This is a genomic window from Vibrio algarum (assembly GCF_028204155.1).
Lineage (GTDB): Bacteria > Pseudomonadota > Gammaproteobacteria > Enterobacterales > Vibrionaceae > Vibrio > Vibrio algarum.
In genome coordinates this window covers 1,536,377-1,561,237 of the sequence record NZ_JAQLOI010000001.1, presented here as the reverse complement: position 1 = coordinate 1,561,237, position 24,861 = coordinate 1,536,377, and the positions used below count along the sequence as shown (strand labels likewise).

General features: G+C 41.2%; 20 protein-coding genes and 3 pseudogenes. 13 read left to right on the top strand and 10 right to left on the bottom strand.

The annotated features are described in order from the left end of the window. Positions 1–19 precede the first annotated feature (19 nt). Positions 20–1,482, top strand: a pseudogene (gene pdxR / locus PGX00_RS07560) (MocR-like pyridoxine biosynthesis transcription factor PdxR). A gap of 27 nt (positions 1,483–1,509) precedes the next feature. On the opposite strand, the gene PGX00_RS07555 reads toward pdxR, so the two are convergent. After that, on the bottom strand, positions 1,510–1,941 hold the full coding sequence (locus tag PGX00_RS07555; protein ID WP_272134177.1) for a c-type cytochrome: 432 nt from the start codon (positions 1,939–1,941) through the stop codon (positions 1,510–1,512). 152 nt (positions 1,942–2,093) lie between these two features. Here PGX00_RS07555 and PGX00_RS07550 point away from each other — a divergent pair, with 152 nt between their 5' ends. Then, on the top strand, positions 2,094–2,717 hold the full coding sequence (locus tag PGX00_RS07550) for a cytochrome b/b6 domain-containing protein (RefSeq protein ID WP_272134175.1): 624 nt from the start codon (positions 2,094–2,096) through the stop codon (positions 2,715–2,717). 94 nt (positions 2,718–2,811) lie between these two features. Here the strand turns inward: PGX00_RS07550 and PGX00_RS07545 are convergent, their stop codons facing one another. Continuing rightward, on the bottom strand, positions 2,812–3,864 hold the full coding sequence (locus PGX00_RS07545) for an MBL fold metallo-hydrolase (protein ID WP_272134173.1): 1,053 nt from the start codon (positions 3,862–3,864) through the stop codon (positions 2,812–2,814). A gap of 245 nt (positions 3,865–4,109) precedes the next feature. Between PGX00_RS07545 and PGX00_RS07540 the strand changes: the two genes are divergently transcribed. Both PGX00_RS07540 and PGX00_RS07535 read left to right on the top strand, forming a co-directional pair. Further along, complete coding sequence (locus PGX00_RS07540; protein WP_272134171.1) at positions 4,110–4,430, top strand: TetR/AcrR family transcriptional regulator; 321 nt, start codon at positions 4,110–4,112, stop codon at positions 4,428–4,430. Next, a complete protein-coding gene (locus PGX00_RS07535) occupies positions 4,385–4,621 on the top strand; it encodes a TetR/AcrR family transcriptional regulator C-terminal domain-containing protein (RefSeq protein WP_272134169.1) in 237 nt (78 codons plus the stop codon). Before PGX00_RS07540 ends, PGX00_RS07535 begins: the two co-directional genes overlap by 46 nt. 47 nt (positions 4,622–4,668) lie before the next feature. Here PGX00_RS07535 and yddG read toward each other — a convergent pair. Continuing rightward, positions 4,669–5,549, bottom strand: a pseudogene (yddG, locus tag PGX00_RS07530) (aromatic amino acid DMT transporter YddG). A 301-nt stretch (positions 5,550–5,850) separates the two neighbouring features. On the opposite strand from yddG, the gene PGX00_RS07525 reads away from it, so the two are divergent. Then, positions 5,851–5,994, top strand: a complete 144-nt coding sequence (locus PGX00_RS07525) for a hypothetical protein (RefSeq protein WP_272134167.1) — start codon at positions 5,851–5,853, stop codon at positions 5,992–5,994. Positions 5,995–6,165: 171 nt separating this feature from the next. Here the strand turns inward: PGX00_RS07525 and PGX00_RS07520 are convergent, their stop codons facing one another. The 5 genes and pseudogenes from PGX00_RS07520 to PGX00_RS07500 all read right to left on the bottom strand — a co-directional run bounded on the left by PGX00_RS07520 (position 6,166) and on the right by PGX00_RS07500 (position 13,274). Then, entirely contained in the window at positions 6,166–7,347 is a 1,182-nt protein-coding gene (locus tag PGX00_RS07520; RefSeq protein WP_272134165.1) for an NnrS family protein, read from the bottom strand. Between the two features lie 696 nt (positions 7,348–8,043). Next, on the bottom strand, positions 8,044–10,413 hold the full coding sequence (nifJ, locus tag PGX00_RS07515) for a pyruvate:ferredoxin (flavodoxin) oxidoreductase (protein WP_272134162.1): 2,370 nt from the start codon (positions 10,411–10,413) through the stop codon (positions 8,044–8,046). Positions 10,414–10,442: 29 nt separating this feature from the next. Continuing rightward, entirely contained in the window at positions 10,443–10,808 is a 366-nt protein-coding gene (locus tag PGX00_RS07510; RefSeq protein ID WP_272137976.1) for a hypothetical protein, read from the bottom strand. A 144-nt stretch (positions 10,809–10,952) separates the two neighbouring features. Then, positions 10,953–11,526, bottom strand: a pseudogene (locus PGX00_RS07505) (pyruvate:ferredoxin (flavodoxin) oxidoreductase); the annotation flags it as partial. A gap of 110 nt (positions 11,527–11,636) precedes the next feature. Then, positions 11,637–13,274: an NAD(P)-binding protein gene (locus PGX00_RS07500; RefSeq protein ID WP_272134160.1), complete on the bottom strand. Its 1,638-nt coding sequence runs from the start codon at positions 13,272–13,274 to the stop codon at positions 11,637–11,639. 605 nt (positions 13,275–13,879) lie between these two features. On the opposite strand from PGX00_RS07500, the gene PGX00_RS07495 reads away from it, so the two are divergent. Together PGX00_RS07495 and PGX00_RS07490 are read left to right on the top strand one after the other, a co-directional pair. Then, positions 13,880–15,592, top strand: a complete 1,713-nt coding sequence (locus PGX00_RS07495) for a sensor domain-containing protein (RefSeq protein WP_272134158.1) — start codon at positions 13,880–13,882, stop codon at positions 15,590–15,592. A gap of 98 nt (positions 15,593–15,690) precedes the next feature. Continuing rightward, on the top strand, positions 15,691–16,554 hold the full coding sequence (locus PGX00_RS07490; RefSeq protein ID WP_272134156.1) for a DMT family transporter: 864 nt from the start codon (positions 15,691–15,693) through the stop codon (positions 16,552–16,554). A gap of 21 nt (positions 16,555–16,575) precedes the next feature. Here PGX00_RS07490 and PGX00_RS07485 read toward each other — a convergent pair whose 3' ends face one another. After that, positions 16,576–16,815 (bottom strand): hypothetical protein, encoded by a 240-nt coding sequence (locus tag PGX00_RS07485; protein ID WP_272134154.1) that lies wholly within the window; start codon positions 16,813–16,815, stop codon positions 16,576–16,578. Positions 16,816–16,925: 110 nt separating this feature from the next. Here PGX00_RS07485 and PGX00_RS07480 point away from each other — a divergent pair, with 110 nt between their 5' ends. The 6 genes from PGX00_RS07480 (at position 16,926) to msrB (ending at position 23,858) form a co-directional block, all read left to right on the top strand. Continuing rightward, on the top strand, positions 16,926–17,828 hold the full coding sequence (locus tag PGX00_RS07480; RefSeq protein ID WP_272134152.1) for an AraC family transcriptional regulator: 903 nt from the start codon (positions 16,926–16,928) through the stop codon (positions 17,826–17,828). Positions 17,829–18,028: 200 nt separating this feature from the next. Next, positions 18,029–18,418 carry an MAPEG family protein gene (locus PGX00_RS07475; protein ID WP_272134150.1) on the top strand — a complete coding sequence of 130 codons (390 nt, stop codon included), beginning with the start codon at positions 18,029–18,031 and terminating at the stop codon, positions 18,416–18,418. Between the two features lie 343 nt (positions 18,419–18,761). Beyond that, positions 18,762–20,291: a glycerol-3-phosphate dehydrogenase gene (glpD, locus tag PGX00_RS07470; protein ID WP_272134148.1), complete on the top strand. Its 1,530-nt coding sequence runs from the start codon at positions 18,762–18,764 to the stop codon at positions 20,289–20,291. Between the two features lie 221 nt (positions 20,292–20,512). After that, positions 20,513–21,607: a PfkB family carbohydrate kinase gene (locus PGX00_RS07465; protein WP_272134146.1), complete on the top strand. Its 1,095-nt coding sequence runs from the start codon at positions 20,513–20,515 to the stop codon at positions 21,605–21,607. Beyond that, a complete protein-coding gene (locus tag PGX00_RS07460) occupies positions 21,601–22,518 on the top strand; it encodes a pseudouridine-5'-phosphate glycosidase (RefSeq protein WP_272134143.1) in 918 nt (305 codons plus the stop codon). The genes PGX00_RS07465 and PGX00_RS07460 overlap by 7 nt, the downstream gene beginning before the upstream one ends. A 260-nt stretch (positions 22,519–22,778) precedes the next feature. Continuing rightward, entirely contained in the window at positions 22,779–23,858 is a 1,080-nt protein-coding gene (msrB, locus tag PGX00_RS07455) for a peptide-methionine (R)-S-oxide reductase MsrB (protein WP_407702386.1), read from the top strand. Positions 23,859–23,934: 76 nt separating this feature from the next. On the opposite strand, the gene sseA is transcribed toward msrB, so the two are convergent. Next, positions 23,935–24,783 carry a 3-mercaptopyruvate sulfurtransferase gene (sseA, locus tag PGX00_RS07450; RefSeq protein WP_272134139.1) on the bottom strand — a complete coding sequence of 283 codons (849 nt, stop codon included), beginning with the start codon at positions 24,781–24,783 and terminating at the stop codon, positions 23,935–23,937. Positions 24,784–24,861: the final 78 nt, after the last annotated feature.

Genomic DNA, 24,861 nt, shown 5'->3' with positions numbered 1-24,861 from the left:
ATAAAGTAAAGATCCAGTTATGAGCATAATCGATGTAGGAGACCTATTATTACTTAAAAAATCAACCTCTCTACAACAAGCTCTTTTTGATGCAATACAACAAAAGATAATTAACGGCAACTGGATTAAAGAACAGAAATTGCCTTCGACCCGCAAGATGGCTGAAGAACTTAACTTAAGTCGTAATACTATAACCGGTGCTTACGAACAGCTTGTTGCAGAAGGATATTTACAAAGTCGTAAAGGGTCAGGTTTTTTTGTCGCGGTATCTATCCCTGAGCAATTTTTAAAAACGGATTTAAAGCATTCTGACAACGGTGGTTCACCCCTTTCCTTCGTTAGTGCGAATAATCCACAAGACTTAAATCGACCTTTTTCTCCTGGTGTACCCGATTTGGCTGAATTTCCATATACTAAATGGCAACGACTTCTTCAACGACATACCCATCGACAGGTACTGTCGGGATTAAATGATATTCAAGGTTACTATCCATTAAGAGAGGCTCTCAGCTATTATTTACAATCTAGTCGTTCTGTTTCTTGCGATGCAAACCGAATAATTATCACGTCTGGCGCACAGCAGGCACTCTCTATTGCAGCCTTAGCAGTTGTATGCCCAAGCCAAAAACTGCTAATGGAAGAACCTGGCTATTCACAAATGGAAAAGGTGCTCGAACTCTATGGTATTCAATCAGAAAAGGTGTCTGTAGCACCATATCTTGGACTTAATATCCCCTCTCTTATAAAGAAAAAGCAGCGGCAATTTACGTGACACCGAGTAACCAGTATCCAATGGGAACTAGCCTTAATTCAGAACAGAGATTAGAAATATTAAATTGGGCAGAAAGCAATCGAGTGTGGATTATCGAAGACGATTACGACAGTGAGTTTCAATTTGCTCATAGACCTTATACGTCACTTCAAGGGCTTAGTTCACAGTCCAACTTTTCAGATCGCTGCATCTACGTTGGTTCATTGAGTAAAACCATGTTCAATGGCTTGAGAATTGGTTATATGGTTGTTCCTGAAAGCTTGGTTTCCAGTTGCTTAAAAATCAAAGACGCTATGACGGGCACCACCGCAATACATAGCCAAGCCGCATTAGCCGACTTTATCTCGGAGGGTCACTTTTTGCGTCACCTAAGAAGGATGAGGAAAATTTACCAACAGAAATCGTCTTCCTTAAAAGATGCAATCAAACTGCATTTTGGTGATGAATGGCAGATCATTAGTCAAGACGCTGGTTTACATACTACGGTCCGCTGGAAAGGTATGCCTACAGAAAAAGAAATGGTAGAAGCAGCAAATAAAAAAGGGATCACCATTAGACCCCTTTCTTATTACGAAAAGCAGACAACTACGCGTGGTTGGAATGCTTTAGTTCTCGGCTACGGTAATGTGCATAATTCTAAAATTGAACCACTTATCTCACAACTTAAGCAAGTTTACCTGCACGCTCAACAAGTATCATCTACTGGATGATTGGCCACTAAACCCTTTGTCAAAGCGCTATTTCTTATTACGGAATTTACGGTGACAACCTTTACAGGTACCTGTCGCATCTTTAAATCCAGCAACGAGTGCGGCTTGATCTTGTGCTTTTGCAGCCGCATAAAAATCTTGAAAACCTTGATCTAGCTTGTCTAAGCCCATTGAGAACTGATCAAAGCTTTTCCAAACCGCTTTTTTAGCATTGCTGCCTTCTTGGCTTCCTTCAGGAAACAGTGATTTTAGGCTTGATGAATGCTTCGTCAATTTCTCTCCTAGCATCTCAAACTTAGCGTAATCGAATTCGCCGCTTTTTAGCATGTCGCCAACCACTTCTACATTATCCTTAATACCTGAATAGGCGTCCTGCCGAGCCTCAATTTCTGCTTCAAACGTTGCCGCACTAGCTGAGACTGAAATGAGCATAAATAGGCTTATCAAATGCTTTTTCATATTACTTCCTCCGTGTCACTCATATTAGAGCTGTTTAATATTCAAACATAGTTACACAAATATTATGGTTATGTAAATATATGTTGTATAAGTTTATGATAAAGTTAATCGAATTGTATAATTTCCGAAGTAGATGACTTAAAGGAAGAATTATGAAAGTTTGGGATTTTCCGACACGCTTATACCATTGGATTCAGGCATTGTTATTCGCTGGTTTAGCTTTCAGTGGGCTAACAGAGCAAGGCCCACATGTATACTTAGGATTAACACTTTTTACACTTTTAACTTGGCGTCTTTTATGGGGATTTATCGGAAGTGAGACAAGTCGATTCTCTCAGTTCGTCCATTCTCCAAAAACCGTATTGCTTTACTTTAAAGGCGAGTACAAAGAATCCCCCGGACATAATCCTGCTGGTGGGTATATGGTGGTCACATTAGTTACAGCGTTGTCGATTCAATGTTTATCTGGCCTAGCTCTGTCTGGGATGTTAGACCCTCTACCCGGTTCAGAATATTGGCTCAACGACCAAATCTTTGATGTCTGCGTATTTATCCACGAAAATCTAATCGACGGATTATTTATCCTCGTTAGCCTGCACCTACTAGCAATAATCATCTATAAATTGCAAAGAAAACCATTGGTAAAAGCAATGTTTACTGGCGTTCAAGAGCATATCTCGACCAAGGTTTCTCTTGCTTCAAACCGACGAGCAATAGCGGTATTTGCTGTCTCTTTATCGATAACAACCGTTATCTATGTACTTTCGATCGAATAGACACACTTATTCGAAAAGGTCATTTGGCGGGGAGAGCTACTTTACATCGACAGCAAACCCCTGCCAAGTAAATCGTTATCCCGCTTTTACACTGTTACTGTTGTAATGCTAACTTAGATTCTTCTGTTTCTTGCGCTTCATGCCACCATGCATAATGGCTAATTGGATCCGCTAGATTGACTTCTTCTCCAAACACTGGCGTTAACAAGTTCACGTTATTATTCTTAGCCAATTCCGTAATTTTTTCGAACGGTTCAAACCAATCATGCATTGATAGATCAAAAGTACCATTGTGTATTGGTAGCATGGCTTTCCCTTTGAGGTCCAAATGCGCCTGCATGCTGTGTTCCGGTAACATATGAATATCCGCCCACAAATCATTATAAGCGCCAGTTTCTATCATAGTGACATCAAATGGACCGTATTTATCTCCAATCTCTTTAAAGCCATTAAAATAGCCTCCGTCTCCACTAAAATACAGATTTCGTTTGTCGCTTTGGATCACCCAACTCGCCCAAAGTGTTTGATCTCGGTCGAACAGACTACGACCAGAAAAATGCTGGGCTGGTGTCGCTACAAGTTTGATACCATTTAGTTCTACCTCATCCCACCAATCTAACTGTGTCACTTTCGATGATTCAACACCCCAATCTATCAGGTAATCACCCACTTTTAAGGGCGTAACAAAATGTTGTACTTTGCTCGCCAACTTCTTAATCGCTGACTTATCTAAATGGTCATAATGATCATGACTAATAATGACTATCTTAATTTCTGGCAATTCTTCTATCGATATTGGTGTTGGATGAAAACGTTTTGGACCTGCCCATTGGACAGGAGATGCTCTCTCGCTAAATACCGGATCCGTCATCACGTATTCGCCATTTAACCTCATTAATATTGTTGAGTGGCCTAGTCGGTAGATAGCATCTTCATCGCTACTTTCTAAACCAGATTTCGACATTGATTTTAGAGGAACTTCTCCTGCCGGCTCTGCTGCCGAGCGCTTGGAATTAAATTTCTCGGCTATGATGTCCCAAAGGTTCCCCATAGAAGGGTTGTATTTGACTTCTGTGTTTACGAACTTCCCTTTATCTTTCTTCGCACCAGAGTCGGTTGAACATGCACCAATCACTACAGCTGCCATAAACAAAGCTCCTAAACTAAAAATTGTTAACTTTCTCATTCGAGTACTCTACTCTATAAACTACACTGTATAGTGTACATTTAAATATTGAAAAGTAAACTACTCAGTGTAAAATCTATTTCAGGGCCAATGAGAGTCGATTAACTAATGCTTGAAATAAAAAAACCAGAAGTGAATTAAAGCGCGAAGCGATTATTAATGCGGCAAAAAAAGCCTTTATAAAAGATGGTGTCAAGAGCACCAGTATGGACAAAATCTCAGAATTGGCCCAAGTGTCTAAGAGAACGGTATATAACCACTTTGAAACCAAAGAAGCCTTGGTAATGCACATCATGTCTGAGATGTGGCGAAAATCAACGATTCAACCTGATTTCAAATATATACCCAACACACCATTGCATGACCAACTTAGTTCTATTCTACTTGCAGAAGCTAAGATGTTTTCATCCAAAGAAAACCTAGAACTATCACGAGTCGCATTTGGCCATTTTTTTACAACCCTGAAGCGCTACAAAAAGAGATGGGTAAGTTTTCAGCAAGAGAAACCACCCTGTTTCAATGGTTAGAGGCCGCCGTAGAAGACAATAAACTAAAACCAATGGACTTTGAGTTTGCTAATGGCCAGCTTCATAACATGATTAAAGGACATTGTTTCTGGCCATTATTGCTAAACATTGGTCATATAATAGAGCATGAAAAACTAGAAAATATCGCTGACGAAACCGCCGCAATGTTTTTAAGCCACTACACATTATAAAGAATTTCTGCCCAATCACTTTGAGCGAACATTGAATGTGATTGAAGTTAGTCTCTCGTTACCCACCAACATAAAATAGAACCCAATGTCACTAGAAGAACACCTTGCCAGAAAGTCGCAGAGATAGAAATTCCTAATATCAACACTGAAAACAGCGTTGATAAGATAGGAGTAAAATACGAGAGCGTCGCCAAAAACAGCATATTCCCACCTATAATAGCAATGTTCCAGAGCGCGTAACCACTCCCCATGACAGCTGCCGTTATGAGTAGACTAATCGAAGATTCAAAGGTAAATACGACGGCTGGTTGGTCCGACGAGAAATAATGTAGCCAAAGTGCGATGGCAGTAAAAACAAAAAAAGCGTGATAGCATTTTTTCCGTTTGATAAGCGTTTCGTTACCACACAGTAGATTGCCCAAATAAATGCACCAGAAAAAGCGAGAAAGTACGCTATTGGGTTGGTACTGATATTACTAAGTAATTTGGATAGTGATATACCCTCATCTCCTAGCAAACTCCAAACAACACCAAAAAATGATACTAAGATGCAAGGATAGATTAAACGACTCACCTTTTTACTCGTAACAAACACCGCTAACAACACTGTTAACGAAGGCCAAAGATAATTGATTAATGCCATCTCAATTGTTTGGTGTCTATCATTTGCTAATCCCAACGCCAACGAAAAAAACACCTCATAAGCTGCAAATAAGCCTCCACCAATAATAATGTACTTCCAGCCTAGTCCTTTCAGCTTTGGCACACCAAAGGTGAAATAGAGCAATACTGACGCGACTGTATAAATTAACGCTGCACCGCCAACTGCACCAAACTGCTCGGCAACGCTGCGAGTGAGTCCAACCAAACAGCCCCACAGTAAAATGGCCACAACCCCAAGTAGAGTGTACTTATGTTTAACTAACAAAATTGAACCCTTGAAAAGAAGATTTCAACAAGAATCGCATAAAGCTATTGAATTCACTAGTTTTATTCAAAATTCACAAGCGGAAATATATAAAGAACTGCTATATTCATGCTGTAACAACATTAATGGCAATCAATTAATATATAATATTATTTGTAACCAGTTGTAAAAAATGATCAATACCATTTGTTTTGACAATAAGAAAATACCCAATCCCTATAACGGCCTAATGTCTCAAAATAATAAATACAACTCATCTAAAATAAGACAAAAGTAATTAACCAAAGTAATCGAGGTATATATGAATAATATGATAAACACATTAGGCCTAGCTATAATTGCAAGCAAATACGCAGTAGTGTTACTTCTCGCAGGGCTGTCCATCAGCACTGGCACCATCGCATCTGAAGGACTCATGTTAATGAATGTCGGTTCGAATGAATAACACTCTATAAACCTATTTTTCATCATTCATATTCGTTAAAAAGTAACAGTACGAAACCCCATTAAAATAACAACAAGGGAAAATAAACTTTAATTATTAGACCAAGAAGTGATCACCTAAGACGCCTGCATTAAATATAATGCAGATATCTTAAATAAAAGCCGATACTATTTAACCTGGATGACCGTCTACTCTCGCGGTCATCAACATGTTAGCAAAATAGTATAAAAATAGTCCAAACGCTAACGCCCATAACACAGCGGCACTATTAATTAACGAAAACATATATTCAGGGAAGACGGCAACCGCAAAACTTCTTATCAACGCAGCAATAAACAGCGCCATAAACGCTGGCCACATCCTTGGTCCTTCGTAGATTGCGCGTCCTGTATGCCCCATCGTTACCCGAGAAATCATCGCAAGAATCAACCCACCCAACGCACCTACTGCAAATAAATGGATCATAGAATGTTTAAAGAACCCTTCACTAAATCCACTAACCAGCAGGCCAAGCGGTATACAGAGATAAGCCGTATGCAAAGACCAAACAAGCGGCTCGCTTAACGTCAACCATGGCTTCCATCTTGCAAAACGAATGAACTGGAACAGAGCCCCCACCAATAGAAATGCTGGTGAAAGCTGTTGACTAGTGAGCGGGAAAAAACTCAATACAAACAGCATAACTAAAGGAAGATTTGCACCGATGTCTAACCAGAGCAACGGCTGAGCTTTTTCAAAGTTGAATTTTCGAGCAGTAAAAAACGGGATGACTCGTCCACCCATTACAGACAACAACAAAATAAACCACCATAGCATTGCTTGCCACACAGCAAGTGATGGGAAAGGAGGGAGACCTTTGATTGTTGCGTAACTAGCAAAGTTAGCGATTAAAGCAAGAATAAAAAGAGGAACGAAGAATAGGTTTTTCCACCCTTTAGATTTAACCACTCGAAATCCAATTTCATACGCCACGAAAGCTAAAAAAAGTGCCTCAACAATAGAAATCAACCAAAGAGGCGATTGCGTCCAAAACAGTACCCTAGGAAGTGCCCATAACAAGACAATAAATCCCAACCGGTAACTTTTAGTCCCATTAACGCCAGTCCATGTTTGAACAGCTGTTAATACAAAACCAGCAACAATAGCCATCGCAAAGCCGAAAAACATCTCATGTACATGCCACCAAAGAGCAGGAACGTTTAACGCTTCAGGCTGGCCATGTTGAAATGAATACACCCAAACTAGAATAGAAATAATCGCATACAGCGAACCAAAAAGAAAAAATGGGCGAAAACCGAGCCTAAGAAGCGGGGTGATTTTTTCTTCTTTGCTTTTATCAGTAATATTCAACAATTGTTAACCTTAATAAATTTATGCAAATTTGTTTTATACATCATTGATGTTTAATTGCAGATAGTGTGCCAATTATTGAAAAGGGCTAAAATTGCCTCCGAGCCTTATAAAACAGTTTGTTAATGAATCTTTCCTAATGCAAAATCAACCATATATAGTCATATAGACAACACAGAAGTGTCCATATGACACCGCGATTGTCATATGGACTGCGACTTCGATTGGCAAGCAAGTTTAGTCTTTCTATATCAACCAGTTAAATATTGGCACGCATGCTGCTATATCAAAATATAAACTCAGCAGAGTAAGCACAATATGAATCCGAATTTATCCGCACTATTAAAGTCTAGCATCATACTCTTCACACTATATTGGGTTGCCGTATACGCAGCAATATTGCCAGAGCTAATCTACATTTTTGCTCTCAAAATCGGATTGTTTTAGGTATTGGTTTGAATTGTACCAACCAAGTTTGGTACTGAATTGACCATATAAATGAATCAATCATATTTGCAAATAAGTAATATTATGAAATTAACAGTAGGGCTGTAACTTAGCAGGCATCAATGGGCACGGATGCCCATTGTAAAGCCTAAAGGGACGTTTTGAGCTGTCTGTAGAACTTCTCCCATGTTCCTTATAAACTCGCTCAGTCAGGGCGCAACGCCCTGATTTTTATTTACATTATAAGAAAACCTATTCCTTACCGGCAGTCAGTTCAACATGAGGAGCGATAGAACCAGTTGCTCGCGTCGCTAGTTCTTCATATAACTGCCACTTTCTTTCCGACACTCGTTGAGCATCTGAGGTGATTTTATCTGCCATTTCCGGATCACTTCTTTGCAAACTTCGGTATCGCTCCTCATTCATTCTATACTGTTTAAGCGGTATATTAGGTCTCAGTGAGTCTAGTGAGAATGGGTTTATACCCACTTCTCTCAGTGATGGGTTGTAACGAAACAGTGGCCAATGCCCAGATTGCACTGCAAGTTGCTGCTGACGTAAACCATCTTCCATATTAATACCATGGGCAATACAGTGGCTATAAGCGATGACAATAGAAGGTCCACGGTACATTTCCGCTTCCCGCATCGCTAATAGTGTTTGTTGTGGATCGCCACCTAACGCAATACGAGCAACGTACACATTGTTATAAGCAATTGCCTGCATGGCGAGATCTTTCTTAGTTGCCTGTTTACCAGCAGCAGCAAACTTCGCCACCGCACCTAATGGTGTAGATTTCGACATCTGTCCACCCGTATTTGAATACACCTCAGTATCCATAACCAATACATTGACATCTGCGCCACTAGCCAAAACATGGTCCAAGCCGCCAGAGTCAATATCGTAGGCCCAACCATCCCCACCCACTATCCAGATTGAACGACGAATTAACTGCTCAGCAACAGAAATCAAATTGCGAGCGGATTCTGTATCCGTCTGACTAAGTCGATGTTTGAGAGTATTCACTCGCTTAATCTGCGCTTGAATTTCCGACTCCGTTATTTGTTCTGCATTAAGCAGTTGGTCAACCAATAACGGGTCTAGGTGCTCACGATTTTCTAATAACAGTTGTTCGGCTAACTCATGTTGCTTAACCGCTGCCAATCTAAAACCAAAGCCAAACTCCGCATTGTCTTCAAACAGAGAGTTTGACCATGAAGGCCCACGACCATCACTATTTACAGACCAAGGTGTCGTAGGCAGATTACCACCATAAATAGACGAACAACCCGTTGCATTAGCAACCATTAACCTATCACCAAATAACTGCGACATTAATTTTAGATACGGTGTTTCACCACAACCAGAACAAGCACCTGAAAACTCAAACAAAGGCTGAAGGAATTGAACGCCGCGTACATGTGAGAAATCTATCCTAGCTCTATCGTTGTAGTCTATCTGTTCAAAGAAAGTTAAACTCGATATCTCTTGCTCAAGGTAGGGCTCTTTTAGCTCCATATTGATCGCTTTACGCGGTTTATCTATATCGGAGTTATCACTTACTATCGCTGGACAAGCATCTACACATAAACCACAACCGGTACAATCTTCTGCATATACCTGTAATGTGTATCGGATTTCAGGGAATCCTCTCGCTGAGATATGAGCCGATTTATATCCAGTGGGAGCATCTTCTAGTATCGACTTATCATAAAATTTCGCTCGGATAGCCGCGTGTGGGCAAACGAGACTGCAATTACCACACTGAATACACTCGTCAGACTCCCAGATAGGTATACGCTGTGCGATATTACGTTTTTCCCACTGGGTAGTGCCCGATGGATAAGTGCCATCTACCGGTAATTGAGATACAGGAATTAAATCCCCCTTACCTGCCATCATTTGCGCTGTCACTTCTTTTACAAAATCGGGTGCTCTATCCGAAACATATTTTATCGGTTTCACGTTGGCACTGACCTGCTTAGGAATCGTTACCTGATGAAGGTTGGCTAAGGCCTGATCCACGGCTAAAAAGTTCTTTGTCACCAATTCTGGGCCTTTTTTAGAATAGGTTTTTTCGATGGCTTTTTTAATTTTCCTTATCGCTTCTTCTTTCTCTAGGACACCAGACAGCGCAAAAAAACAGGTCTGCATAATGGTGTTAGTTCGGTTACCCATACCGGTTTCACGGGCTACTTTATAGCCGTCAATAACATACATCTTCATCTTGTTATCAATTAACTGCTTTTGCATGCAAGCAGGTAAAGAATCCCATACTTGGTCTTTATCGATCGATGAATTCAGAAGGAACGTAGAATTCATCGCTGCTTTAGCCAACATGTCTGTCTTTTCAACAAAGGTTTGTTGATGGCATGCAATAAAATTTGCAGACTGAATCAGGTAAGGGCTATTTATCTCATGATGACCGAACCTAAGGTGCGATTCCGTTTGCGAGCCTGATTTTTTAGAATCATACACAAAATAGCCCTGTGCAAAGTAATCAGGGTCATCGCCTATAATCTTTATGGTATTTTTGTTTGCACCAACCGTACCGTCCGCGCCTAACCCATAAAACATAGCTCGAACCACTTCACTTGGTTCAATATCAAAGCTCTCATCCACTTCAAGATGCGATAAGCCGACATCATCAATTATGCCAACTGTAAAGTGCCTTTTTTCTTACCACTACCATTGTCAAACACCGCTTTAGCCATCGCTGGAGTAAACTCTTTACTCGACAGTCCATAACGTCCAGCCAGAACCTGAGGCATAGCGTTATATTTGCTATCATCTTCCATCAACGCGGTAATTATATCTTGATAGAGCGGATCAGCCGTTGCACTTGGTTCTTTGGTTCGGTCCAAAACCGTAATGGTTGTTACACTGTCTGGTAATTCATCTAAAAGGTGTTTCGTAGACAGAGGGCGGTATAGACGTACTTTTAACACCCCTACTTTCTCGCCATTTTTAACTAGGTGTTCAACGGTTTCAATCAACGTTTCAACACCTGATCCCATAGCAATCACAACATGCTCTGCATCTTGAGCGCCATAAAACTCTATCAGTTTATAATGACGTCCCGTTAACTCAGCAAACTTATCCATGTATGTTTGTACAATATTTGGAGTCGCTGCATAGTACGGGTTTACTGTTTCTCTGGCTTGAAAGTAGACATCTGGATTTTGCGCTGTTCCTCTAATAAAAGGAGTATCTGGGCTAAGCCCTCTTTGCCTATGCTCACGTACAAGTTGATCTGAAACCATTTCTCTGACTACTTCATCGGAGATCAGATTGATCTTGTTCACTTCATGAGATGTACGAAAACCGTCAAAGAAATGAATAAAGGGAATACGAGCAGATAATGTAGCCGTATGGGCGATAAGCGCCATATCGTGAGCTTCTTGTACAGACGATGCGGCCAAAAGCGCAAAGCCAGTACCACGGGCAGCCATAATATCTTGATGGTCACCGAATATAGATAATCCTTGCGCAGCAAGTGAGCGTGCGGCCACATGGAAGACTGCTGGTGTTAGTTCACCAGCAATTTTATACATGTTGGGTAACATTAATAGCAACCCTTGAGACGCTGTAAACGTGGTCGTTAAAGCCCCACTTTGCAACGAACCATGAACGGTGCCAGCTGCCCCCCTCACTCTGCATTTCAGCGATTAATGGGATATTACCCCAAAGATTACGTCTATCTTCAGACGCCCATTGGTCGGCAAATTCAGCCATAGTAGAAGAAGGTGTAATAGGATAAATAGCACAGACCTCACTGACACGGTATGCGACATGGGCTGTGGCTTCATTACCATCACAGGTATGCATTACATGATTAAAACCATTCATTTGACGCCTCCTACTTCAGCTGCAACCATTTCAATAGCATGACAAGGACATTGGTTGTAGCATGCCTCGCAACCTGTGCATTTATCGTAATTTACTGAATAACCTTTATCTTTCCCATTTGAGGTTATCGCGCCATACGGACAAGCCCCTAAGCAACCATCACATTCAAAGCAGTTACCGCAAGAATAGCAGCGCTGCGCTTCAAAAAGAGCTTGTTCAGGTGTTAACCCGCCAACCACTTCTTCAAAAGTAGTCGTGCGCACTTCTGGTGCCATTGCCGTTTGTTCACGTTTATCTGCGTCGGTTTTGTACCAGAGGTGCAACTGGTCATACTTAATCAGCGGCTGTTTTGATGCTTTAGAAAATGCTCGTCCGCAAAGGAAGCCATTTATATGGGCCGCAGCCTTCTTTCCATGCCCAACCGCTATCGTTACGGTTCGGTCACTTGGTACCATATCGCCACCAGCAAAGAGCCCTGGGTAGCCTGTCATCATCTGTTCATTAACAATAACAGTGCCGTCTTCCTTGTGCTGTACTCCGGGTACATTTCGCGTTAATTTAGTATCGATGTTTTGCCCAAGGGCAAGAATAAGCGAGTCAGCTTCAATATTTTCGTATTCCCCTGTTGGCTTAGGTCGTCCATCAACAATACTCATTTTTTCTAGCGTAAAAGTGGAACCCTCAATACTGTTAATTGTTCGCAACCAATGAAACTTAATACCTTCTTCCATGGCTTCGACACATTCAAAATCATGAGCGGGCATCAAATCACGGTTACGACGATAAATAATCATTACTTCGGCTCCCATGCGCTTAGCAGTGCGAGCAGCATCCATTGCTGTATTGCCTCCACCATAAACCGCAACTCGTTTACCGAGTTTAGGAGCATCACCCATTTCAATATTTCGCAGATAAGTAACGGCGTCTATCGCTACTCCTGGGTCATCACTCGGAATATCTATCCCACGACCGACATGCGCACCAATGGCTAAGAATACCGCGTCAAATTGGCCCTGAACTTTTGCCGCTAACAGGTCATCCACCTTACTATTTAGAACAATATCAATACCCATGCCTTGAATTCTAGCAATCTCTTGATTCAACACTTCGCGAGGTAACCGATAAGCAGGTATACCAAAATGCATCATGCCACCGGCCATAGGACCAGCTTCGTGAATTTCGACATCATGACCGAACCGTTTTAAGTGATATGCCGTTGCCAATCCACTTGGTCCTGCACCCACGACCAAAACCCTTTTTCCAGTAGATTTAGCCTCAAAACGAACTGGCCATTTTTGCTCGATAGCTAAATCACCTAAGTAGCGTTCCACTGCGTGGATGCTTACCGGTTGATCAACATCGGTTCGATTACACGCCGTCTCACAGGGGTGATAACAGACACGACCATGAATAGCAGGGAGAGGGTTATTCAGTACCAACTCTTGAAAAGCCTCTTCGAATCGTTTCTCTTGCGCTAAGGATAGCCATTTTTGAATATTGCTGCCGGTAGGACATGCATGGTTACAAGGTGGTAAAGAATTAGAGTAGATGGGAAACTGGGTACGTACGGGGCCAGACCCTTTTTTAATGGTCAGGTCAGGTGGCAGGGTCATATCCTTTAACGAGTTGCTCATGTGGTTCTACCTTATTGTTGGGTAAAAACGAAAGCGGCATCACAGTTGTATCAATCAAATATGTCTAACGTGCGGTCCATTGTGAAACCTACGAATTTGCTTCTCACTAGTTAAATTTCTACTTATTAGGACTTTTACTATAGACCTGCTTGCAATTTAAATTTGTGGTCATGGTCAATTACTGAGTGTATTTATCCGCTTAAATTAGAAAAAAGAGATATACGCTAAATAATATTTATTTTCTGTAAATTAATTATCTTTATCTGTTACTTGATAGGTAGCGAGTATTGTTCTTATTACTCGTTATATGAGAAGCCTATTAAAGATAGATCACAGTTTCGTTTTTTTAAGGATAACTTTTACCTTCATCTCTCATCCTTTGGTAGTACCCCTATCAGCGCTAGAATTAAAACTATCATTATATCTAGCTAATTTTATGAGATAAATTTAGCTAACCTTTCATTGAGCGAAAACATAATTTTAAAAAAAACACTTTGAAAATTTTTGAGCACTTGCATTTAACTCATAATTTCATAAAGTTAAAGATGATATCCGGGCATCTAGATAGTATTTTAAAATGATCGTTTACAAAGTGGAGATTAATTTTGAGTAACCAGTCTACGGGTACATATGAACCAAATGAATCTCGTTTTTTACAACTTATTGAGTCAATGCCTAAAGTGGCCGTGCAGGGTTATGATAAAAATAGAAAGGTTATTTACTGGAATGAGGCTAGTTGTAAAATATACGGTTACACTAAAAAAGAAGCCTTCGGACAAACGCTAGAAAACCTCATCATCCCCTCTGAAATGAAACAAACGGTAATAGATTTGCATCATGCTTGGATAGAGCAAGGTATCCCGATTCCCGCAGGTGAATTACAACTCAAACGTAAAGATGGTAATCACGTCATCGTATACTCTACTCACGTAATGCTGAAACAAGGATCAGAAAACCCAGAAATGTTCTGTGTTGATGTTGATCTTACAGAGCAACATCAAGCGAAACTCGAACTACAGCGAATTGCTACAACAGACAGTTTAACTGGCCTACCCAACCGACGATACTTTGAAAAAGAATTATCTCACCGACTAAACGAAGCAAGACGATTCAACCAAAAACTGGCTGTACTATTTATCGATATTGACCTATTTAAAGAGATAAACGACACCATGGGCCACAACGCCGGTGATCGACTATTGATAGAAATTGCACATAGACTAAAACCAAAATTAAGAAAATACGATACACTCTCTCGGTTTGGTAGCGACGAATTTCTAATAATACTTCCCAATATCCGAGACAGCAGCGATGTGGAATACGTTGTTCAGAAGGTTATGTCTGAGTTCGAACAAACCTATACCGTTTTTGAGCAAGAAATTTATGTCACTGCGAGTATTGGTATCAGCCTATTTCCTAAAGATGGTGATCATACTGACCAACTACTTAAGTATTCTGATGCTGCCATGTACAAAGCGAAGAAAGATGGTCGAAATCGACATCATTTTTTTGACCAATCCATCCATGATCTTCTCCAGTTCCAAAGAGAAATCGCTTCTAACTTGAGACATTCTCTCGAACTAGACGAGTTTCATCTGGTCTATCAACCTCAGGTTGATCTTAGCAATAATAAAATTGTTTCTTGCGAGGCACTCCTTAGGTGGGATCCCAAACCACCCTCAATCGGAACAACCCCAGATATTTTCATTCCTATCGCTGAGCGGTCGGACCTAATTGTAAGGATTGGCGAATGGGTGCTTAGAAGTGCGTGTAAACAGATAGCACAATGGAAAAATCAAGGCATTGAAGGCATTCGAATAGATATCAATGTTTCAGGCAAACAGTTAGAGCATAACCGTTTTTTCTCAATACTATATGACACGCTCAACGAGTTTGGTTTGCAACCAAAGAACCTTGGTATTGAGTTAACGGAACACGCATTAATCGAAGCGAACTCTGAATTAATGGTGAAACTCGAACGACTTAAAAAAGCAGGGGTTGAAATATCCATTGACGACTTTGGAACAGGCTACTCTTCACTCAGTTACTTACGTCAATTTCCTATTAATAATCTAAAAATTGATAGAGCATTTGTTACCGAAGCTCCAAACGATCCTAGAGATGAAGCGGTATTAAAAGCGATCATCGATGTGGGCCATCATCTCGACCTTGTGATTGTGGCTGAAGGCATAGAAACAGAACAACAAGCCAAATTTTGTCATCGTCTTGGTAGTGACTTAGCGCAAGGGTTTTGGTATCACAAGCCAATAAAAGCAAAACATATATTGCCCTTATTGCTGAATCAAGTTGAAACGTAATTCATATAATCAAACAGTATATATAGGAACCCCTTCAACTAGATTAGGCAATAAAAACACGCCACAATAGCTCAACTATTTATCTAAATGTGGTTAACGTGAAAACCTTTTTACTTACTTTCATTGCAATGCTCGCTTTCGCCGCCAATTCTATTTTATGTCGGGTCGCCTTACTGGAAGGTTACATAGATGCTGGTTCTTTCACTCTTATTCGAATTTTGTCAGGTGCGACAACGCTTCTTATCATCACGATTATATATAATCGCTCCAATCTGGTAACCGCATCCTTCAACAGGAAATCGGTTCTCGTTTTGTCTATTTCTCTGCTCTTCTATGCACTCTTTTTCTCGTTAGCTTATATTGAACTGGGGACAGGGACTGGTGCTCTCATTTTATTTGGCGTCGTACAATTGAGTATGCTGGCAACGTACGCGTACAAAGGAAACCGAATTATCGGATTTGAATGGTTAGGTATTGGTGTGGCTGTAAGTGGATTTCTAATTTTACTTTTACCATCTGCCACTAGACCAGATCCTCTATCTGCTCTACTTATGGCACTTTCTGGAGTTTGTTGGGCCATCTTTACCTTACAAGGGAAGGTTTCTGGTAAACCCTTACAATCAACCACTCAGGGGTTTGTTGGTAGCGCGCTTTTGGCTCTACTCATGTTGCCATGGCTATTGAGTATAGAAACTATCTCGCGAACAGGGTTAATGTTAGCTGTCTGTTCTGGCATTTTTACCTCAGCACTCGGCTATGTCATTTGGTATATGGCATTGAGGCAACTGACTGTGCTTACCGCTTCAATAGTTCAACTCTCTGTTCCTGGCATTGCCTTGCTTGGTGGAGTTATCTTAGTAGGAGAGCCACTCTCCTTTAATATTGCTCTGTCGACCATGTGCATATTGGGGGGCATTGCTCTTGTATTTATCGCACAACAAAAAAAGAGGATGCTAAACTAGCATCCTAAACGGGGACCAACCCTATAAAAACAGTGCCACTAACATGAGCGGTACGATGAGAAGATAGAGCTCAATTCCGCGATCACGAAATGACCCATAAATCGACTTAGCTAACATGGCAGATGTTATTCCCATGTGGACAGCATCAACTCCTAAACTCTTATTCCCATTCATATTGATATGCTTATTGGATAAATTGATATGCTTATTGGCACAAGGGGCACTTGAATTGCATGGGTTTTGTTTTGTTAGTTGGTTCATAGTCAACTCTCCTCAATCAGTTGTTGATAGCTATTATATAAGCCTCCTCACAAAACAAAATGTCATCTTTGGTATAATAGATACGTTAAATGGCAACGACATAACTTCTTATGGATGATATCAATGGTAGAAAAAACTCACATAAGTTTCACTCGAAAGAAATGCTATTTGAAAGTGAACTTTTGGCAAAAGAGTGCGCTAATATCAATTCCCCACTTAACTACTCACGTACTTTAGGGGCGTCTCAAAATTGGATTGGTTGCGGATACATTCATAAACCGGGTGTCGAAACAGAGCACATCAATGTTAAATTTCCATTTTTTTCTTTGGTTTATGTCATCAGAGGAACGGGAAGCTATACAGACGAAAACGGTAAACGTCACTTGTTATCTCCAGGCTCCATTTTTCAGCGCCGGCCAAAGGTTATGCATACAACCGTCGTTACACCAAACAGTGACTGGCAAGAATATTATTTAGACTGTAACGAGGAACTATATGAACACCTAAGCAGTATGTCTTTAATTAACAAAGATATTGCTGTTTACGACAATGCAGTCTGTCCTGGTATCAAATCAGATATTGAATCTCTGATGGCTCAGCTACAAAACGCCAACGAAGAAGAGGTTTTTGACGCCTATTTACGCTTTCTTAGCATCATACGAACCTTATTGACCTCTCAAGACGAAGTAAACATTCCAAACGATATGATAACCGAGAGTCTCACCGATTTTGAGGTTCGTTACGCCACTCGATTTGACCTAAAAGAGTACTGCAGTAACAAAGGCTGGGGATACGAAAAATTTCGCAAAACATTTAAAAAACATATGGGCGTCTCACCTAGAGAGTATTTGATCAGAAAACGAATGGACGAAGCCTGCCGGCTGTTAAGAGCGTCCAAAAAGCGCATTTCAGTGATCGCTTCAGAACTAGGATACGCATCTCAATATGAGTTCTCGAACCAATTTAGTAAATACTTTAAGGTTGCACCGAAGCATTATCGAGAAGGTGTTTAAAGGTGTAAATGCTGTGTGGTACTACTTAAGCACCTAGCCACTCCAGTGCTTTCATCGTCATTACCGCTCTCTCTGCGGAGGTTTAGATAACCTTAACCGAATGGCATTGCCTATTTCCCACAGCTTTTAAAAAAAGAGAAATGAGAATCAAAGTACTTTATTCTAGCTTCACATAACAAACCAACATAATGGAAACAATAATGATCACTGCTCTCTATGCATCTTTACTTATGCTGTTACTCATGTGGTTGACTGTACAGGTAATCAAGCAACGTCGAACCGGAAAAATAGCTTACGCTGATGGCGGAGTTAAAGAACTACAAATAGCGCGTTCTGCGCACGGAAACGCTACAGAAACAATTCCTATCTCACTCATTTTAATGATTTTGTTGGAACTGAATGGCGGAAATATCTATTTACTACATGTGTGTGGATTAGTCTTATTAATTGGTCGCATTCTGCACGGCACGGGCATCCTCAATGAGAATTTTGATAACAGAAAAAGAGGTATGGTGCTTACCTTTGTCAGCCAAGTCCTACTCATAGCCGGCAACTTAATTTATTTACCATTCGACAAAATCTTTGGCTAGAGTATAAAGCTCACGTCGATAACTGAAATACAGGTGCCGTAATCACACCCGGCGCCTAATACTAATAATGTTCTCCCTGCCATTTTCTATTACGCTATCAATGCTCTTAATCAAACGCGACAAAAGCTCGTTCGAACAAAGCGCCCTCTCCTGCAACAAAAAAGCAACAATAAACGTATAAAAAACAAGTGTTCACGTTATTATCACACCCAAATCACGCTATTTAATCCAATCTTGTAAAAATAAATTAACATTACAACGGCCAATAATGTTCGATTTATTGCCAGTAATGTGCTTTTATATACATACAAATGCTCGTACGAACAATAAAAGAGTTAGCGCAATGGAAAAAGTAGAAAACGTATATGACTTAATTGTCATTGGTGGTGGTATCAATGGAGTTGCAGTAGCCAGTGATGCCGCAGGTCGAGGGTTAGATGTCGCCTTATTTGAAATGAACGATCTCGCATCAGCGACCTCATCCGCTAGCAGTAAACTGATTCATGGAGGACTCCGCTATCTAGAGCATTACGAGTTCCGTTTAGTCAGCGAAGCACTAGCTGAACGAGAAGTGTTATTGAATAACGCCCCACACCTTGTTGCACCTTTGCGTTTTCAGCTTCCACACCGCCCACATTTACGTCCTGCTTGGATGATTCGTATTGGCTTATTTCTTTATGACAATATCGGAAAACGCGTGTCTTTGCCTGCTAGCCATGGATTGAAATTTGCTTCCAACGGTCCTTTACTTCCACAAATGAAGAAAGGCTTCGAGTATTCAGACTGCGCTGTTGATGATGCTCGACTAGTGGTAATTAATGCCAAATTAGCTCAACAAAAAGGGGCTAAAATACATACTAGATCCAAATGCATTGGAGCTACGCGCAGCGAAGAAGGATGGAGAGTAAAGATAAAAGATACCATTACTGGGAAAATCACAGAGGCCAAAGCCAAAGCGCTAGTCAATGCCGCAGGTCCATGGGTTGATAAGTTCTTCGACTCTCAATTAAAGATGACCTCACCTCGCGGAATTAGACTGGTGAAAGGTAGCCATATCATCGTGCCGAAAATGTACCAAGAAGAGCACGCGTTCATTTTACAAAACGAAGACAACCGAATTGTATTTGTTCTGCCTTACCTCGATGACTATTCCGTTATTGGCACTACCGATGTTGAATATACCGGAGACCCCTCGAAAGTCGCTATAGACCAAGACGAAATCAACTACCTATGCGATATAGTGAATCAACATTTTGTTAAACCCGTTTCCCCTAAAGATGTTATTTCAACATGGTCAGGGGTTCGTCCACTGTGTGAAGATGAATCATCAGACGCCCAAGCAGTGACGCGAGATTACACAATTGAGTTAGATGAGCAATTACCCAGTGCACCGTTGCTCTCTATATTTGGTGGAAAACTCACGACTTACCGAAAACTTGGTCAAGCAGCTGTTGATCAAATTGCCCCTTTCTTCCCTGAAATGAGTGAAGCATGGACCAAAACAGCCATATTACCCGGAGGCGATTTCACCGATAGAGATGCCTTGCAACGAATACTATTCACCCAGTATCCATGGTTAGACGTCAGTATTGCTAAACGCTTTGTTAAAGCTTATGGCACACTTTCTGTGGCAATACTGAAACAAAAAACAAGTATTGAAGAGCTTGGGGTACATTTCGGACATGGTTTGTATCAGGCTGAAGTTGATTACTTAGTGTCTGAAGAGTGGGCTGTAAGCGTTGAAGACATTCTGTGGCGCAGAAGCAAGCTAGGGCTTAAATTCACTCAAGTAGAGATCGATACTCTAAACAAATATCTTAATTCGTCAGAGGCACAAATGTCTAACTTAGAGGACGAAGCTTTGTCTGCATAATCATAACTTATCATTGGTCACCCTCTCCTATCTGAGGGTAACCAATTTATTCCCCCTGTCTATCCACTGATTTTAATAAATCAATCGCTCCATTTAGCTATTACCCTTTCTCTTTTAAACGTTAATTTGTGATCCAACGCAAACGGTTGGCTTTTCCATTTTTATTTATGTGCATTCCACTTTATTGTGCAAACATAAGTTTGGTTAGCGGACATTTGTTTATGACTGAAAGAGAACAACAGATTCTAAATATATTGCGAAAAGAACCCATGATCGCACAGCAAGTCTTAGCGGATAAACTCACTTTAAGCCGAAGTGCAGTCGCTGGGCATATAATGAACTTAACCAAAAAAGGCTTTATACAAGGTAAAGGTTACATCATTGCACCCAACCGTTACGCGACGGTTATCGGGGGTGCAAATATGGATCTTTGCGGTCGCTCGACTGCGGCTCTAATTCACGGTGATTCTAACCCCGGTCAACTGACTAGTAGCGCCGGTGGTGTAGCTCGAAACATCGCTGATAATCTCAGCCGTTTAGGGAGTGCCGTGCAGTTTATTGGCGCAATGGGCGATGATAACTGGGGAGAACAGCTAAAGTCCGCCTGCCGTGAAGCAGGGGTAGGTGTTGAGCACTGTTTAACCGTAACAGGCGCAACGTCGAGCAGTTACCTGTCGATTCACGGGCCTGATGGCGAAATGCAACTCGCACTTAACGATATGAAGCTCATCGATAGACTTAACGCAGAGCAACTGGCGCAACGAGAAGGTGCAATAGCAAGATCAACCGCTATTGTTCTTGATGCTAATTTAAGCCACGGTGCACTTGAGTATCTATTTCATGTACACAGCGATATCGATATTTTTGTCGACCCTGTCTCGTCCGTCAAAGCACCTAAGTTACTTCCATTTTTAGACAAAATTCACACTCTAAAACCGAATCTCATGGAAGCGGAATTACTGTCGGGTATCGCATTCAAGCAACAAAGTGATTTAGAGAAAATCGCACAAGCCTTACACAACAAAGGCGTGGATCAACTACTGATAAGCTTAGGCAGTAAAGGAGCTTATTCGAGTTCCAATGAAGGTGCGATATTTATTCCGCCTTCACAAACACAGGTTAATAATGTAACCGGTGCTGGTGATGCACTAATGGCAGGCCTAGCACATGGATACCTAAATCAATGGCAGTGGAATGACACTGTCAAATTTGCACTTGGTGCAGCTCGATTAGCACTGATTGCCGATAATACTATTAATTCAACGATGTCTGAAAAAGCGGTCCAACGTTTATTAGAGGAAAACACCACATGTTAGAGAAATACCTTGATATCCAACCAGAAGTTGCACAAGCGCTAGCCAACAATCAACCTGTTGTTGCCCTAGAATCAACGATCATATCTCATGGCATGCCATTTCCTCGTAACGTTGAAACGGCACTACTGGTTGAGAACACTATTCGTGAACAAGGTGCTGTTCCTGCAACTATCGCTATTATTGAAGGTCGCCTAAAGGTAGGTCTTACCGAAGAGCAGATAACATATTTAGGCAAAGCGGGACCAGCCGTCACTAAAGTGAGTCGCCGTGATATCCCATTTGTCGTCGCTGGGAAAAAAGATGGCGCAACAACGGTTGCCGCAACTATGATTCTGGCAAATATGGCTGGTATTAAAATTTTTGCAACTGGTGGTATTGGTGGTGTTCACCGCGGCGCTCAGCAAACCATGGATATCTCTGCGGATTTACAAGAATTAGCAAACACCGACGTTGCTGTTATTTGTGCTGGTGCAAAATCAATTCTTGACCTTGCCCTTACACGTGAATACCTTGAGACTCAAGGTGTGCCAGTTATCGGTTATCAAACTGACAGCCTTCCGGCATTTTACACTCGTGAGAGTGAGCATAGTATTGATTACCGACTCGATACTCCCGATCAAATTGCATTAGCGTTGAAAGCGAAATGGGAGATGAACTTAAATGGTGGGGCTGTTATCGCCAACCCAATACCGGTTGAATATGCAATGCCAACTAAAGCTATCACCAACGCTGTTGACACAGCACTTGCCGAAGCTGATGAACAAGGTATTTTTGGTAAAGAATCTACACCATTCTTGCTTGCTCGCGTATGCGAACTGACCGGAGGAAACAGCTTAGATTCAAATATCCAACTGGTACTGAACAACGCTCGTTTAGGTGCTCAAATCGCTATTAAATATAGCCAGCTTTAATCCATAATTTGAATGGCTTTATCTAGGTAACCCTATGATTAAGCCATTCTTCTTTACTTGCTACCAAGCTCTATTGGATTTGCCGCTCCGACACTATTCCTACTCTCAACAATAAAATCCATTTTCTTTGAAAGAAATTCTCCCTTTACCCTTTCTATATCTCTACATAAACTCAATGAAAACCTAAAGGGAAAGACATGAAGCGATTATCAAAGTGGTTGCTATCTTTCGCAATGATACTGCCAGCTCTTGTGCTGATTATGATGCCGGAAAATTCGGCCAATGCGGAAAGCAATAAACCAATGGCCAAGAACAGCCAAATAGCCACACTTGCCGGTGGTTGTTTTTGGTGTACAGAATCTGATTTTGAAAAGCTTGACGGGGTAACGGACGTTGTTTCAGGCTACGCAGGTGGGCATCAGGAAAATCCTACCTATAAACAAGTTTCTTCAGGTAAATCCGGTCATATCGAGGTTATTCAAGTTACTTACGATGCCGATATCTTGAGTTATGAACAAATCATCGACCACCTATTTAGACATATGGACCCAACCGATAACCAAGGGTCGTTTGTCGATCGTGGACCTCAATATCGACCCGCTATTTTTTACCATACGCCAGAGCAAAAAGCGGTGGCAGAGCAGTTTATTAACGAAGTAGACAAAGCTGAAATATATTCAAAACCTATCGCTACCGAACTAATTGAATACACTGTGTTTTTCCCCGCAGAAGAGTACCACCAAGATTATTACAAAAAGAGTAAGGTTCGTTACAACTACTATCGCTATGCTTCTGGTCGAGATCAGTACCTAGATAAGCAATTTGGCGAAGATAGACAAGAGAACCCAGTGACTTTACGTCAGCTTATTGATGGAAAAAAACAGGCCGCGAATGTAAAACAATACAGCAAACCTTCAGACGCCGAAATACGTAAAAACTTAACTTCACTTCAGTATGACGTGACCCAAAACGACGCCACTGAACGCCCATTTGATAACCCTTATTGGGACAACAAACAAGAAGGCATATATGTAGATATCGTGACAGGTGAACCGCTATTTTCTTCGACAGATAAATATAAATCCGGTACTGGTTGGCCAAGCTTCACCAAACCACTATCTGATAGTTACGTTGTCACTACCACTGATTTCAAATTGATTTATCCAAGAACCGAAGTAAGAAGTCGATTTGGTGATTCTCATCTAGGTCACGTATTTAAAGATGGCCCAGCACCTACAGGGCTTAGGTACTGCATGAATTCTGCATCAATGAGATTTGTACCAGTAGAGGCGATGGCCGAGCAAGGTTACGAAGAATATCTATATCTATTTGATGTATAAACCAACCTCACCCTCTCTATTCTCTGACTCAATCTAGAAAAAAATAGAGAGGGTAACAAATCTAAATTCAAGGTTATTATTCGATTGGGAAATCGTGGCGAGATCCCCATTCAGTCCAAGAACCATCATACACAGACAAATTATCTTTAGCGCAATGATTTGCCGCTAAAGCGAGGACACACGCCGTAACCCCAGAACCACAACTAAAAATAAGAGACTGGGAATCATCACAGATTTCTGCAAACATCCTTTTAAGATCTTCAACTGGTTTTAAATGACCATTTTCTATCAAGCTAGGGAACGGAAGATTTTTTGAACTTGGAATATGCCCACTTCTCACGTTTTCCCTTGGTTCGGCTTGTTGTCCATGGAATCGTTCTGCCGGTCGAGCGTCAATGATCGCCACCTCTGGAAGATGTGTCTTAGTATGAAGCGTATCAATATCTATCAACCACTCTGGACACTCTTTCGCTTGATAATGACAAACAGGTAGAGGCAATGGTTCACTATTTTCTATCGGTGCATTTGCCGCTTTCCAGGCGGGTAGCCCGCCATTTAAAACCGCCACATCTTTGTGTCCCATCGCTTTAAACATCCACCAAACTCGTGGCGCAGAGAACAGCCCGTGGCTGTCATAAACAACGATTTTTCTATCGTTTGCAATACCAAGTAATCCTACCTGCTTTGAAAAGTAGTCTGCGGTTGGCATCATGTGGGGCAAATCCGATTCCATATCACAAATCAAAGTGTCAAAATCGAAATATACAGCTCCGGGTATGCGTTCTAGCTGCCATTCCGATTGTCCATTCCTCTCTATACCTGGCATGAACCAACTCGCATCTAGCACGAGTAAATCGGGTTGGTTGAAGTTTCTTTGCAGCCAATCAACATCAACGACACTAGTAGGCATCTCTAATGATTTCATTTATTTGAATCTCCATATACATAAATTGAATACAGTGCCCACCAAGCATTAGATATTCACATTAGGATTTACGTTTCG

Bases quoted from the DNA above. Each gene is read 5' to 3' on its own strand.
- PGX00_RS07555 (WP_272134177.1), bottom strand. From the start codon at position 1,941: ATGAAAAAGCATTTGATAAGCCTATTTATGCTCATTTCAGTCTCAGCT.
- PGX00_RS07550 (WP_272134175.1), top strand. From the start codon at position 2,094: ATGAAAGTTTGGGATTTTCCGACACGCTTATACCATTGGATTCAGGCA.
- PGX00_RS07545 (WP_272134173.1), bottom strand. From the start codon at position 3,864: ATGGCAGCTGTAGTGATTGGTGCATGTTCAACCGACTCTGGTGCGAAG.
- PGX00_RS07540 (WP_272134171.1), top strand. From the start codon at position 4,110: ATGGACAAAATCTCAGAATTGGCCCAAGTGTCTAAGAGAACGGTATAT.
- PGX00_RS07535 (WP_272134169.1), top strand. From the start codon at position 4,385: ATGGGTAAGTTTTCAGCAAGAGAAACCACCCTGTTTCAATGGTTAGAG.
- PGX00_RS07525 (WP_272134167.1), top strand. From the start codon at position 5,851: ATGAATAATATGATAAACACATTAGGCCTAGCTATAATTGCAAGCAAA.
- PGX00_RS07510 (WP_272137976.1), bottom strand. From the start codon at position 10,808: ATGGGATCAGGTGTTGAAACGTTGATTGAAACCGTTGAACACCTAGTT.
- PGX00_RS07500 (WP_272134160.1), bottom strand. From the start codon at position 13,274: ATGAGCAACTCGTTAAAGGATATGACCCTGCCACCTGACCTGACCATT.
- PGX00_RS07485 (WP_272134154.1), bottom strand. From the start codon at position 16,815: ATGAACCAACTAACAAAACAAAACCCATGCAATTCAAGTGCCCCTTGT.
- PGX00_RS07480 (WP_272134152.1), top strand. From the start codon at position 16,926: ATGGATGATATCAATGGTAGAAAAAACTCACATAAGTTTCACTCGAAA.
- PGX00_RS07475 (WP_272134150.1), top strand. From the start codon at position 18,029: ATGATCACTGCTCTCTATGCATCTTTACTTATGCTGTTACTCATGTGG.
- glpD (WP_272134148.1), top strand. From the start codon at position 18,762: ATGGAAAAAGTAGAAAACGTATATGACTTAATTGTCATTGGTGGTGGT.
- PGX00_RS07465 (WP_272134146.1), top strand. From the start codon at position 20,513: ATGACTGAAAGAGAACAACAGATTCTAAATATATTGCGAAAAGAACCC.
- PGX00_RS07460 (WP_272134143.1), top strand. From the start codon at position 21,601: ATGTTAGAGAAATACCTTGATATCCAACCAGAAGTTGCACAAGCGCTA.
- msrB (WP_407702386.1), top strand. From the start codon at position 22,779: ATGATGCCGGAAAATTCGGCCAATGCGGAAAGCAATAAACCAATGGCC.
- sseA (WP_272134139.1), bottom strand. From the start codon at position 24,783: ATGAAATCATTAGAGATGCCTACTAGTGTCGTTGATGTTGATTGGCTG.